The sequence below is a fragment of the Pseudomonas sp. EA_35y_Pfl2_R111 genome (assembly GCF_963970955.1).
Classification (GTDB): Bacteria; Pseudomonadota; Gammaproteobacteria; order Pseudomonadales; family Pseudomonadaceae; genus Aquipseudomonas.
Genome location: NZ_CAXAOM010000002.1, coordinates 134697 through 147015 on the forward strand (window position 1 = coordinate 134697; position 12319 = coordinate 147015).

At 60.0% G+C, this 12319-nt stretch carries 10 protein-coding genes and 1 pseudogene; all 11 read left to right on the forward strand.

What is annotated here, in order from left to right:
* The first annotated feature begins 91 nt into the window (after nucleotides 1-91).
* The 11 genes and pseudogenes from AACY25_RS09225 (at nucleotide 92) to AACY25_RS09275 (ending at nucleotide 12255) form a co-directional block, all read left to right on the forward strand.
* Nucleotides 92-573 (forward strand): annotated as a pseudogene (locus AACY25_RS09225) (NUDIX hydrolase).
* Between the two features lie 19 nt (nucleotides 574-592).
* Complete coding sequence (gene mnmA / locus AACY25_RS09230; protein WP_339524032.1) at nucleotides 593-1711, forward strand: tRNA 2-thiouridine(34) synthase MnmA; 1119 nt, start codon at nucleotides 593-595, stop codon at nucleotides 1709-1711.
* Nucleotides 1708-2328 carry a high frequency lysogenization protein HflD gene (gene hflD / locus AACY25_RS09235; RefSeq protein WP_339524034.1) on the forward strand — a complete coding sequence of 207 codons (621 nt, stop codon included), beginning with the start codon at nucleotides 1708-1710 and terminating at the stop codon, nucleotides 2326-2328. The genes mnmA and hflD overlap by 4 nt, the downstream gene beginning before the upstream one ends.
* 2 nt (nucleotides 2329-2330) lie before the next feature.
* Nucleotides 2331-3191 carry a DMT family transporter gene (locus AACY25_RS09240; RefSeq protein ID WP_339524984.1) on the forward strand — a complete coding sequence of 287 codons (861 nt, stop codon included), beginning with the start codon at nucleotides 2331-2333 and terminating at the stop codon, nucleotides 3189-3191.
* 86 nt (nucleotides 3192-3277) lie between these two features.
* Nucleotides 3278-4648, forward strand: a complete 1371-nt coding sequence (purB, locus tag AACY25_RS09245; protein WP_339524035.1) for an adenylosuccinate lyase — start codon at nucleotides 3278-3280, stop codon at nucleotides 4646-4648.
* Nucleotides 4649-4726: 78 nt separating this feature from the next.
* Complete coding sequence (locus AACY25_RS09250) at nucleotides 4727-5893, forward strand: ribosomal protein uL16 3-hydroxylase (RefSeq protein WP_339524037.1); 1167 nt, start codon at nucleotides 4727-4729, stop codon at nucleotides 5891-5893.
* A complete protein-coding gene (locus tag AACY25_RS09255) occupies nucleotides 5886-6311 on the forward strand; it encodes a GNAT family N-acetyltransferase (RefSeq protein ID WP_170049946.1) in 426 nt (141 codons plus the stop codon). Before AACY25_RS09250 ends, AACY25_RS09255 begins: the two co-directional genes overlap by 8 nt.
* An 8-nt stretch (nucleotides 6312-6319) precedes the next feature.
* Complete coding sequence (locus AACY25_RS09260) at nucleotides 6320-6961, forward strand: DUF7931 domain-containing protein (RefSeq protein WP_339524041.1); 642 nt, start codon at nucleotides 6320-6322, stop codon at nucleotides 6959-6961.
* Nucleotides 6958-7767 (forward strand): secretin N-terminal domain-containing protein, encoded by an 810-nt coding sequence (locus AACY25_RS09265; RefSeq protein WP_339524043.1) that lies wholly within the window; start codon nucleotides 6958-6960, stop codon nucleotides 7765-7767. The genes AACY25_RS09260 and AACY25_RS09265 overlap by 4 nt, the downstream gene beginning before the upstream one ends.
* 622 nt (nucleotides 7768-8389) lie before the next feature.
* Nucleotides 8390-9985, forward strand: a complete 1596-nt coding sequence (locus AACY25_RS09270) for an isocitrate lyase (protein WP_339524045.1) — start codon at nucleotides 8390-8392, stop codon at nucleotides 9983-9985.
* Between the two features lie 269 nt (nucleotides 9986-10254).
* Nucleotides 10255-12255: a PhoX family protein gene (locus AACY25_RS09275; RefSeq protein WP_339524047.1), complete on the forward strand. Its 2001-nt coding sequence runs from the start codon at nucleotides 10255-10257 to the stop codon at nucleotides 12253-12255.
* Nucleotides 12256-12319: the final 64 nt, after the last annotated feature.

Below are 12319 nucleotides of genomic sequence, written 5' to 3' on the forward strand. Positions count from 1 at the left end.
CCGCAAACCCTGGCCCCGTGCCGGGGTTTGCGCATTCAGGGCCGAGAGAATCAGGATAAGATCGCCTTTTCTCATAACAGGTAGCACGTTCATGCAGTGGCAACCGCACATCACCGTGGCCACGGTCATCGAAGACCAGGGCCGTTTTCTGTTAGTCGAAGAAATGGCCGAAGGCCGCGCCGTATTCAACCAGCCGGCTGGGCACCTAGAAGCAAACGAAAGCCTGATACAGGCCGCGCTGCGCGAAACCCTCGAAGAGACTGGCTGGGATGTCGAGCTGACCGGCGTTACCGGCATTTATCTATACACCGCGCCAAGCAACGGCGTCACCTACCAGCGCGTATGCTTTGCCGCCAAACCACTGCAGCAACGGCCTAACCATCCGCTGGATGACGGTATCATCGGCCCGCGCTGGCTAACCCGTGACGAGCTGGCAGCGCAGCCCGAGCGCTGGCGCAGTGAGCTAGTGCTGCGCTGTATCGATGATTACCTGAGCGGCCAGTGCTTTTCACTCAGCTTGATTCGCGATTAACAGCCCTAAGCCCCAGCCTGTTAGAATCGCCCTCTTTTTAGACCCGTGCCCAGTATTCCCATGCCTGATCCAACTACCCAGCGCGTCATTGTCGGTATGTCCGGCGGCGTCGATTCCTCCGTTTCCGCCCTGCTGCTGCTTGAACAGGGGTATCAGGTCGAAGGCCTGTTTATGAAGAACTGGGACGAAGACGACGGCACCGAATACTGCACGGCCATGGACGATCTGGCCGATGCTCAGGCTGTGTGCGACAAGATCGGCATCAAGCTGCACACTGCCAATTTTGCTGCCGAGTACTGGGACAATGTGTTCGAGCACTTCCTGGCCGAATACAAGGCTGGACGCACGCCGAACCCGGACATCCTGTGCAACCGCGAGATCAAGTTTAAAGCCTTCCTCGACTACGCCCTGATGCTCGGCGCCGACCTGATTGCCACCGGTCACTATGTGCGCCGCCGCGATATCGATGGCCGCACCGAACTGCTCAAGGGCCTCGATCCGAACAAGGATCAGAGCTATTTCCTGCATGCTGTGGGCGGCGAGCAGATTGCCAAGACGCTGTTCCCGGTCGGCGAGCTGGAGAAGCCAGCAGTACGCGCAATTGCCGAGAAATACGCACTGGCCACAGCAAAGAAGAAGGATTCGACCGGTATCTGCTTTATCGGCGAACGTCGTTTCAGTGACTTCCTCAAGCAGTACCTGCCGGCCCAGCCGGGCAATATCGAAACCACTGAGGGCGAAATCATCGGCCGTCACCACGGCCTGATGTACCACACCATTGGCCAGCGCCAGGGTTTGGGTATTGGTGGTTTGAAAGACGCCAGTGACGAGCCCTGGTACGTCCTGCACAAGGACCTGACGCGCAATGTACTGGTGGTTGGCCAGGGCAATGAACACTCCTGGCTGTTCAGCCGCGCCCTACTCGCCTCGGAGATTTACTGGGTAAACCCGATTGATCTGAGCACGCCGCGCGAGCTGACGGCCAAAGTGCGTTATCGCCAGAGCGATCAGGCCTGCACGCTGGAAAAAACCGCCAGCGGCTATCGCGCCGTCTTCAACGAGCCGCAGCGCGCCGTGACTCCAGGCCAGTCCGTGGTGTTCTACGACGGCGAAATCTGTCTGGGTGGCGGCGTGATTGAAACCGCCGAGCCTTGGACTGCGCGGGAGCAACGGGTTTGAATCCAATCCGTGAACAACTGATCGCCCTCGGCGCGGTATTCGAGTCGGCGGTATTGGTCGACAAACTGGCGCGCACCGGCCAGGTCGGCGAGCCGGCCGTAGCCTGCATGATCAACAGCCTGCTGGTGCGCGACCCAAAAGACACGCTGGATGTTTACGGCGGCGATGACCTCAACCTGCGCGACGGCTATCGCGCCCTGGCTGGCGCCTTGGAGCGCGACCCTGCCAGCCTGCAGCGTGATCCGCTGCGTTATGCCCTGGCCCTGCTCGCGTTGGAGCGTCAGCTGGATAAGCGTGGCGACATGCTGCAAGTCATGGGCAGCCGCCTCGACCAGGTGCAGCAACAGGTCGAACACTTCGGCCCGACCCACGAAAACGTCATCGCCAACTGCGCCAGCCTTTATCAGGACACCATCAGCACCTTCCGCCAGCGCATTCAGGTGCAAGGCGATATGCGCCACCTGCAACAGACCAACAATGCGGCGAAGATTCGCGCGCTGCTGCTCACCGGTATTCGTTCTGCACGCCTGTGGCGCCAACTGGGCGGGCATCGCTGGCAGATGGTGTTCAGCCGCAGCAAGTTGCTCAAGGAACTCTACCCGCTGTTGCGCGCGTGACTATGGGCACCCGCTCGGTTAAACCCGTTCAGGGTGCCGCACTGCTCGCGCTGTCGGCCTTGTTGTTTTCCCTGATGGGCGTCGGCATTCGCGAGGTCTCGGTCAGCGTCAACAACGAGTCCGTGGTGTTCTTTCGCAATTTGGTCGGCGTGCTGTTCTTTATGCCGCTGATTCTGTTCAAAGGCCTGCGTCCACTCAAAACCACCCGCCTGAAATCCCACCTGTGGCGCACCACCTACGGCCTGGCGGCGATGTACTGCTTTTTCTACGCCATTGCCCACCTACCGCTGGCCGACGCCATGCTGTTCACCTACTCAGCGCCGCTGTTTACCCCGCTGATTGCCTGGTGGTGGCTCAAGGAGCCGCTGAGCAAGCGCATGCTGCTAACCACCGTGGTGGGCCTTATTGGCGTGCTGCTGGTGGCCAAACCCTCTGCGGCGCTGCTCGACAGTCATGCGCTGATCGGCCTGGCCGCTAGCGTGATGGCCGCCTTTGCCTTTGTATCGATCCGCGAGATGAGTGATACCGAGCCTGCGTATCGCATCGTGTTCTATTTTTCGCTGTTCAGCGCCCTGATCTCGGCCATCCCATTGACCTGGGCCTGGCAGCCGATGAGTGAACAAGATCTCTGGCTGCTGTTGGCAATTGGCCTGCTGGCTACCGCCAGCCAGATCATCATGTCCAAAGCCTACAGCCTGGCATCGCCCGGGCTGATCGGCCCCTTTGCCTACCTGGCGATCGTGTTTGCCGGGCTGATCGCCTGGCTGCGCTGGGGTGAAACCCCGGATCTGACCTCGTTGATCGGTGCGGCGTTGATTTTCAGCGCCAGCCTGCTGTCGATTGCTAGAGGCAATCGCGGCTGAACGGTCACAGCCAATCGCGATTCAGCTGCCGATTTCATGTATGATACGCGCCCTTTTCAATGCCCGATTGTCCGAGAACGCCTCCCATGCAGCTTTCCTCGCTCACCGCGGTTTCCCCCGTTGATGGCCGCTATGCCGGCAAAACCAGCGCACTGCGCCCAATTTTCAGCGAATACGGCCTGATCCGTTTCCGCGTACTGGTTGAGGTCCGCTGGTTGCAGCGCCTGGCCGCCCACGAAGGCGTTGCCGAAGTGGCGCCCTTCTCCGCTGAAGCCAACGCGGTACTCAATGAGCTGGCGGACAACTTCGCCGTCGAGCACGCCGAGCGCGTCAAAGAGATCGAGCGCACCACCAACCACGACGTCAAAGCCGTGGAGTACCTGCTCAAGGAACATGCCGCCAAGCTGCCTGAGTTGGACAAAGTCAGCGAATTTATTCACTTCGCCTGCACCAGTGAGGACATCAACAACCTGTCCCACGCCCTGATGCTGCGTGCCGGTCGTGACGACGTACTGCTGCCGCTTATGCGCCAGACTGCCGAAGCGATTCGCGAGTTGGCGATCAAGTTCGCCGATGTGCCAATGCTCTCGCGCACCCACGGTCAGCCGGCGTCGCCGACCACCCTAGGCAAAGAACTGGCCAACGTGGTCTACCGCCTGGAGCGCCAGATCGCTCAGGTAGCAGCCGTACCGCTGCTGGGCAAGATCAACGGCGCCGTAGGCAACTACAACGCCCACCTTTCGGCCTACCCGCAGATCGACTGGGAAGCCAACGCGCGCCAGTTCATCGAAGGTGACCTGGGCCTGCAGTTCAACCCCTACACCACGCAGATCGAGCCGCACGACTACATCGCCGAACTGTTCGATGCTATCGCCCGCTTCAACACCATCCTGATCGACTTCGATCGTGATATCTGGGGATATATCTCCCTGGGCTATTTCAAGCAGCGCACCATCGCCGGCGAAATCGGCTCCTCGACCATGCCGCACAAGGTCAACCCGATCGACTTCGAGAACTCCGAAGGCAACCTGGGTATCGCCAACGCGCTGTTCCAGCACCTGGCCAGCAAGCTGCCGATCTCCCGCTGGCAGCGCGACCTGACCGACTCCACCGTGTTGCGCAACCTCGGTGTCGGCTTCGCTCACAGCGTTATTGCTTATGAAGCCAGCCTCAAGGGCATTAGCAAGCTGGAGCTGAACGAAGCGCGTATCGCTGCCGACCTGGACGCCTGCTGGGAAGTCCTTGCCGAGCCGATCCAGACCGTTATGCGTCGTTACGCCATCGAGAACCCATACGAGAAACTCAAGGAACTGACTCGCGGCAAGGGCATCAGCCCCGAAGCGCTGCAGACCTTTATCGACGGCCTGGACATGCCAGCAGAGGCCAAGGCCGAGCTCAAGCTCCTGACCCCTGCCAGCTACATCGGCAACGCGGTCGCCCAGGCCAAGCGCATCTAAACGGCAACAGCCTCCCAGACGCCCGGCTGCGCCGGGCGTTTTTATTTATGGGTATTTACTTACATCAAGGGCTTAGCGATGAATCCTGATACTCCGCTACAACTGCTGGGTGGTATTACCGCGCGCGAGTTCATGCGCGATTACTGGCAGAAGAAACCCTTGCTGGTACGCCAAGCCATCCCCGGTTTTGAAAGCCCGATTTCCCCAGACGAGCTGGCAGGCCTGGCGCTGGAAGAAGAAATCGAATCGCGCCTGGTCATCGAGCACGGCGAGCGCCCTTGGGAACTGCGCCGCGGTCCGTTTGCCGAGGACGCCTTTGCCGAACTGCCCGAGCGCGACTGGACCCTGCTGGTGCAGGCGGTCGACCAATTCGTCCCGGAAGTGGCCGAGCTGCTGGAAGAGTTCAAGTTTCTGCCAAAGTGGCGCATCGATGACGTGATGGTCAGCTTCGCCGTCCCGGGCGGCGGCGTAGGCCCGCACTACGACAACTACGACGTGTTTCTCCTGCAGGGTTACGGCAAGCGCCGCTGGCAGGTTGGCCAGCAGTGCAATACCGATAGCCCGACACTGCAACACGCGGATCTGAAGATCCTCGCTGAATTCGTTAAAACTGAAGAATGGGTTCTGGAGCCCGGCGACATGCTTTATCTGCCGCCGCTTCTGGCCCACTGTGGTACCGCTGAGGATGACTGTATGACGTATTCCGTAGGCTTCCGTGCGCCAAGCGCTGCTGAAGTTCTGACTCATTTCACCGATTTTCTCGGCCAGTTCCTGCCTGACGAAGAGCGCTACAGCGATGCCGACGCGCAGCCGACCAGCGATCCGACGCAGATCCAGCGCGATGCCCTGGATCGCCTCAAGGCTCTGCTCACCGAACACATGAGCGATGAGCGCCTGCTGATGACCTGGTTCGGCCAGTTTATGACCGAACCCAAGTACCCGGAGCTGATTGCCGGCATCGAGATCGACGAAGAAGGCTTCCTCGCGGGCCTGGAAAATGGCGCGATCCTGATCCGCAACCCCAGTGCGCGCATGGCCTGGTCGGAAGTCGGCGACGACCTGGTGCTGTTCGCCAGTGGCCAGAGCCGCCTGCTCTCGGCCAACCTGCGTGAACTGCTGAAACTGGTGTGCGCGGCCGATGCCCTGCATATCGAAAACCTCGGCGCGTGGCTTGCCGATGACGAAGGGCGTAACCTGTTGGTTGAACTGGTCAAACAAGGCAGCCTGGAGTTTGCTGATGAGTGAGATACACGTTCGCCTGGCCGACTGGCAGAAGGACAACGCTGACCTGCGGCGCATTCGCGAAACCGTGTTTATCGCGGAACAAGCGGTGCCGCCGGAGCTCGAATGGGATGCCGAAGACGCCGATGCTGTGCATTTTCTGGCCCTGGAAGGCGACTACCCCATCGGCACCGCACGTCTGTTGCCCGATGGCCATATCGGCCGGGTGTCGGTACTAAAGGACTGGCGCGGCCTGAACGTGGGTGTGGCGCTGATTCAGGCGGTGATCGCCGAAGCGGAAAAACGCGGCCTGACGCAACAAATGCTCAGCGCCCAGGTGCACGCCACTGCCTTCTATGAAAAGCTCGGGTTTGCCATCGTCAGCGGGGAATACCTCGACGCCGGCATCCCCCACGTGGATATGGTGCGTCATAGCGCCTAGAGGCCGAAATGAACGACGAAAACGCCCCGAGTGACCCTACCGAGCCGCTGGAGCCTATAGAGCTCCCCGCCATCGAGTTTCAGTCACCGGGGCGTTTTGCTGTGCACAATCCAGGCAGCCCCAGTCCGGATAGCCCGCGCGCGGAGCCGGCGCCGTTTATCCTCGGCGCGCATGCAATGCTGGAGCGCTTCAGCCAGCCCGAACAGGCCCGCGCTCATGCCCTCGCGCTGTTGCAACAAGCGCAACGTAGCCTGTGCATCTACAGCCATGACCTGGAGCCCTGGCTCTACCACCACAGCAGCGTGCAAGACGCCTGCACCCGTTTTCTCCTGGCCAGCCCGCGCAATCAACTGCGCATCCTGCTGCGCGACCCCAGCCGTGCAGTCAAGGAAGGCCACAGCCTGCTCAGCCTTTCGCGCCGACTGTCCTCCAACCTGCAGATCCGCAAGCTGCACCCGGACTACCCTAGTGAGGAGCTAGCGTTTCTGCTGGCAGATGATCGCGGCTTGCTGCTCTTGCCAGAAATTGGCCAGGCCAGCGGCTATGCCCTGTACCAGGACCCCGGCCGCAACCGCCAACGCCGCGCGCAGTTTGATCAAGCCTGGGACACCAGCATCACTGACGCTGATTTACGGAGTTTTCTGCTATGAAGGTTCGCGCCCTGCTCGCCGCCGCGCTGTTTAGTTGTAGCCTGTCCCTCAGCGCCGCTACCGAAGTGATTCCACTGAATTTCCGCACAGCTGATGAGGTGCTCAGCGTGGTGCAATCGGTGCTCGGCCATGAGGGCAAGGTCAACGCCTATGGCAACCAGCTGATCGTCAATGCCGAACCGGCGAAGATTGCCGAAGTGCGCGCCCTGCTGCAGCAACTCGACACTGAACCACGGCGCCTGCTTATCAGCGTCGACACCAATGAATCGGGCTTTCAGTCGGATCGCGGCTACCGCGCCGATGGCACGATCAGCGCCGGCGATGCCGAGGTGCAGATCGGCCAGGGCGAAATCAATGGCCGCGACCAGGTACGCATCATCCGCCGCAGCACCGACAGCCGCAGCGGCGGCACCCAACAGGTGCAGGCCACCGAGGGCTACCCGGCGCTGATTCAGGTCGGCCAGAGCGTGCCGCTGACCACCCGCGGGCGTGATGCGTACGGCCAGCCCTACAGCAACACCCAGTACCGCAACGTCACCCGCGGTTTCTATGTCACTGCAAGCCTCAGCGGTGATCGGGTGCATTTGAATATCAGCAGCAACCGTGACCGGCTTAGCCAGTCGCAGCCCGGCGCCATTGATGTGCAAAGTACCGATACCCGTGTCAGTGGACGGCTGGGCGAGTGGATCAGCATCGGCGGCGTTAGCGAGCAAAGCCAGAGCGAACAAGGCGACTTTCTGCAACACCGCTCAACCCAGGGTCGTGAAGATATGAACATGCGCGTCAAGGTCGACGTGGTGAACTAACCTGCGGCGTCCCGCCATCACGCTGGGCCGCCCAGGCCCAACGCCAATAACCACTCATCGGTTGGTCTTCGCCGCCGCCGCAAAGCAAATACCTCATAGCCATGGCCAAGGCCCGCAAACCGCCGGGTAGAGCCGTAAAAGCTGACTTATCGGTCGTTTCTGGATTTATGTAGTAGTCATTCAAAAAGCACTACAAAATTATTGACGAAGGCTTTTGGCAGAGGCATGATGGCCCCGCTCCCGCTAATCAGAGGTGCTGAAAGGCCCTCCGAATCGCGCTCCAACTTACCGTCCGAGCCGATTTGCGTTGTAAAGCCCACAAGGCCGTTCGATGAGATTGCGACTGGAACGAAGTTGTCCTGAGGGACGGGGAAGCGTTTAGCAACAGCGCGCAATACGCACAGCAAGTTGAGTCGTCCACCGGCATCTTGTCGGTAAACGCCAAATGACCCGCTCATTTGCAACAGCTGAAGCCCGCGAACTGTTTAGCTCGTCAACCTCCTCCCGGATCAATTCTGTCTCAAGTCGATGTCTCGGCGTTCTGCAGTTGGCTGCAACAACCTCCAGCAACACCAGTGGGGAAGTCGGTGCTCAACCAAACACATACTTTGAAGGATTGACCATGTCAGCTTATCAAAACGACATCAAAGCCATTGCCGCACTCAAAGAGGCCGCCGGCAGCAGCTGGAGCGCTATCGACCCTGAGTCCGTGGCCCGCATGCGCGCCCAGAACCGCTTCAAAACCGGTCTGGAAATCGCTCAGTACACTGCCGACATCATGCGCAAAGACATGGCTGAGTACGATGCTGACTCCTCCGTCTACACCCAGTCCCTGGGCTGCTGGCATGGTTTCATCGGTCAGCAGAAGCTGATTTCGATCAAGAAGCACCTTAAGACTACCAACAAGCGCTACCTCTACCTGTCGGGTTGGATGGTTGCTGCTCTGCGTTCGGATTTTGGTCCGCTGCCGGATCAGTCCATGCACGAGAAAACCTCGGTTTCCGGCCTGATCGAAGAGCTGTACACCTTCCTGCGCCAGGCTGACGCCCGTGAGCTGGACCTGTTGTTCACCGCTCTGGACGCTGCCCGCGCTGCTGGCGACAACGCCAAAGCGGCTGACCTGCAGAACCAGATCGACAACTACGAAACTCACGTAGTGCCAATCATTGCCGACATTGACGCTGGTTTCGGTAACCCGGAAGCCACCTACCTGCTGGCCAAGAAGATGATCGAAGCGGGTGCTTGCTGCATCCAGATCGAAAACCAGGTTTCCGACGAGAAGCAGTGCGGCCACCAGGACGGTAAAGTGACCGTTCCTCACGCCGACTTCCTGGCCAAGATCAACGCTGTTCGCTACGCATTCCTCGAGCTGGGCATCGACAACGGCGTGATCGTTGCGCGTACCGACTCCCTAGGTGCTGGCCTGACCAAGCAGATCGCTGTTACCAACACTCCGGGCGACCTGGGCGACCAGTACAACTCCTTCCTGGATTGCGAAGAAGTCTCCCCTGCCGACCTGAAGAACGGCGACGTGGTTCTGAACCGCGAAGGCAAGCTGCTGCGACCTAAGCGTCTGCCGTCCAACCTGTTCCAGTTCCGTGCTGGCACCGGTGAAGCGCGTTGCGTACTGGACAGCATCACTTCGCTGCAGAACGGCGCTGACATGCTGTGGATCGAAACCGAGAAGCCACACGTCGGCCAGATCGCAGAAATGGTTAACGAAATCCGTAAAACCATCCCGAACGCCAAGCTGGTTTACAACAACAGCCCATCGTTCAACTGGACCTTGAACTTCCGTCAGCAGGTATTCGATGCCTTTGTTGCTGAAGGCAAGGATGTTTCCGCCTACGACCGCACCAAGCTGATGAGCGTCGATTACGACGAAACCGAGCTGGCTCAGGTTGCTGACGAGAAGATCCGTACCTTCCAGCGTGATGGTTCCGCTCAGGCTGGTATCTTCCACCACCTGATCACTCTGCCGACCTACCACACCGCCGCGCTGTCCACCGACAACCTGGCCAAAGGTTACTTCGCAGAGCAAGGCATGCTGGCCTACGTGAAAGGCGTTCAGCGTCAGGAGATCCGCCAAGGTATCGCCTGCGTTAAGCACCAGAACATGTCCGGTTCCGACATCGGCGACGCTCACAAAGAGTACTTCGCAGGTGAAGCGGCTCTGAAAGCCGGCGGCAAAGACAACACCATGAACCAGTTCAGCTAAGAACCGGCTCACTCAACCGAGGCCACGATCAAGGTTGAAGGGTGTTTAGAAAATCCCAGCAGAAATGCTGGGATTTTTTTTATGGCCTGCCATCCATGGCGGCCACCCTTCTAGCCATCGCTGGGCGACGTTAAAAATGCCTCCGGCCATTTTTTGGCCTGCGATTCGCCCTTCTTCCGGTTTTGTGCGCGCTCGCACAGCCACTGTCATGGTTACGTCAATTTTCTTGGATAGCGTCAGGCACCCGTCGATTAATCCAAGGAGCCTGTATGAGCCTCGATAATGACCAAGCCGTACTGTTCGGCAACGGCGATGAATTGCCCAGCAACGCGTCCAGCAACCCGCATATTAATCAGCTGATCGACGGCGTCGGCCGTCGACAAGTGTTGGCCGCCGGCGCCGCGCTTGGCACCCTGGCGTTTCTCGGCAGTGTTATGCCTGGCGCCGCGGTTGCGGCAGAGCCAGCCGCCAAAGGCCTGGAAAAACTGCACTTTAGACCGCGCAGCAAGCTGCCCTTCACGGCTATCGCGACCAACCGCTTAGACAGCATCAGCGTACCGGCCGGTTACCGCGCCACTACCTTTATCCCTTGGGGTACGCCGATCACCGGTAATTACCCGGCTTATCTGAGTGACGGCAGCAACAGCGCCCAAGATCAGGCCGAGCAACTGGGCATGCACCATGACGGCATGCATTTCTTCCCGATTGACGCGCAGCGCGGCGGCAAGAAAAGCGATCACGGCTTGCTGGTGCTCAACCACGAATACGTCGACGCCCCCCTGCTGCACCCCAATGGCCCAACGCTGGTGGCCGGCAAACGCAGCAGCGCCGAAGAAGTACGCAAGGAGATCAACGCCCACGGCGTTTCCGTGGTGGAAGTCCGCCGTGGCCTGAATGGCGAATGGACGGTGTTGCCGAGCGCCAGAAACCGCCGCATTACCGGTGCCACACCCATGCAGATCAGCGGTCCGGCGCGCGGCCATGTGTTGTTGAAAACCCGCTACAGCCCGAAAGGCACGGCCACTCGCGGCACTCTGAACAATTGCTCCCACGGTTTCACGCCATGGGGCACCTACCTGACCTGCGAAGAGAACTGGGCCGGCTACTTTGCCACCCGTGACAGTGACCTGCCGCGCGAGCTGAGCCGCTATGGCCTGCGCAGCAGCAGCCGCTATGGCTGGGATCATCTCAAGGGTGATGAGTTCGAGCGTTTCGATGCCACGCGCATCACCACCACCGCCAGCGCGGACTATCGCAACGAGCCCAATCACTTTGGCTGGATCGTCGAAATCGACCCATTCGCGCCGGAGTCCGTTCCCGTCAAACGCACGGCCCTCGGCCGCTTCGCCCACGAAGGCCTGGTGTTCGCCCCGGTAAAATCGGGCCGTCCGGTGGTGTGCTACTCCGGCGACGATTCGCAGAACGAGTACATCTACAAATACGTCAGCCGCGACAAGTACCGCCCAGGGCGCAGCAATGGCCGGCTGCTGGACGAAGGCACGCTGTATGTCGCGCGCTTTGATAACAGCGGCAAGGGTGAATGGCTCGCGCTGGATATCAACGACAAGAAGTTTCAGAAAGCTTGCAAGGCCGCTGGGGTGAGCTTTGCCGATCAGGGTGAGGTGTTGATCAATACCCGTCTGGCAGCTGACGTGGTCGGCGCTACAAAGATGGACCGCCCGGAATGGGGCGCGGTCAATCCGGACAATGGCGAGGTGTACTTCACCCTGACCAACAACAGTGCCCGGACTAGCACCGATGCCGCCAATCCGCGCCCAGCCAACGCGTTCGGCCATATCATCCGCTGGCGTGAGCTGAGCAAGGATTACGCCGGCCGCCAGTTTGCCTGGAGCCTGTTTATGCTGGCTGGGCCGGAGACCGACAGCATCGGACCGAATGGCAAACCACTGACTGCTGATAATCGCCTGGCCAGCCCTGACGGGCTGTGGTTCGACGAGGAAGGCCGGCTGTGGATCCAGACCGACATGAGCGGCAGCCAATTGAGCGGTGGTCCATTCGGCAACAACCAGATGCTGGTTGCCGAACCGCGCACCGGTGAGCTGAAACGTTTTCTGGTCGGCCCTGTGGGCGCCGAGGTAACGGGCATCACCGCGACCCCGGACTTCCGCACCCTGTTCGTCAATATCCAGCATCCGGGTGAAGGCTCAACGGCGACCAACCTGCTCAGCACCTGGCCCGATGGTCCCGGTCAGCGTCCGCGCTCGGCCACCGTGATCATCACCCGCGAAGACGGTCGTCGATTGCTCTAATCGACTCGAAATAATGTGACCGGTCAGCCCTGGCCGGTCACATTTCGCTGTGACAGACTCATGC

Bases quoted from the DNA above. Each gene is read 5' to 3' on its own strand.
- AACY25_RS09240 (WP_339524984.1), top strand. From the start codon at position 2,331: ATGGGCACCCGCTCGGTTAAACCCGTTCAGGGTGCCGCACTGCTCGCG.
- AACY25_RS09265 (WP_339524043.1), top strand. From the start codon at position 6,958: ATGAAGGTTCGCGCCCTGCTCGCCGCCGCGCTGTTTAGTTGTAGCCTG.
- AACY25_RS09270 (WP_339524045.1), top strand. From the start codon at position 8,390: ATGTCAGCTTATCAAAACGACATCAAAGCCATTGCCGCACTCAAAGAG.
- AACY25_RS09250 (WP_339524037.1), top strand. From the start codon at position 4,727: ATGAATCCTGATACTCCGCTACAACTGCTGGGTGGTATTACCGCGCGC.
- AACY25_RS09260 (WP_339524041.1), top strand. From the start codon at position 6,320: ATGAACGACGAAAACGCCCCGAGTGACCCTACCGAGCCGCTGGAGCCT.
- mnmA (WP_339524032.1), top strand. From the start codon at position 593: ATGCCTGATCCAACTACCCAGCGCGTCATTGTCGGTATGTCCGGCGGC.
- AACY25_RS09275 (WP_339524047.1), top strand. From the start codon at position 10,255: ATGAGCCTCGATAATGACCAAGCCGTACTGTTCGGCAACGGCGATGAA.
- AACY25_RS09255 (WP_170049946.1), top strand. From the start codon at position 5,886: ATGAGTGAGATACACGTTCGCCTGGCCGACTGGCAGAAGGACAACGCT.
- purB (WP_339524035.1), top strand. From the start codon at position 3,278: ATGCAGCTTTCCTCGCTCACCGCGGTTTCCCCCGTTGATGGCCGCTAT.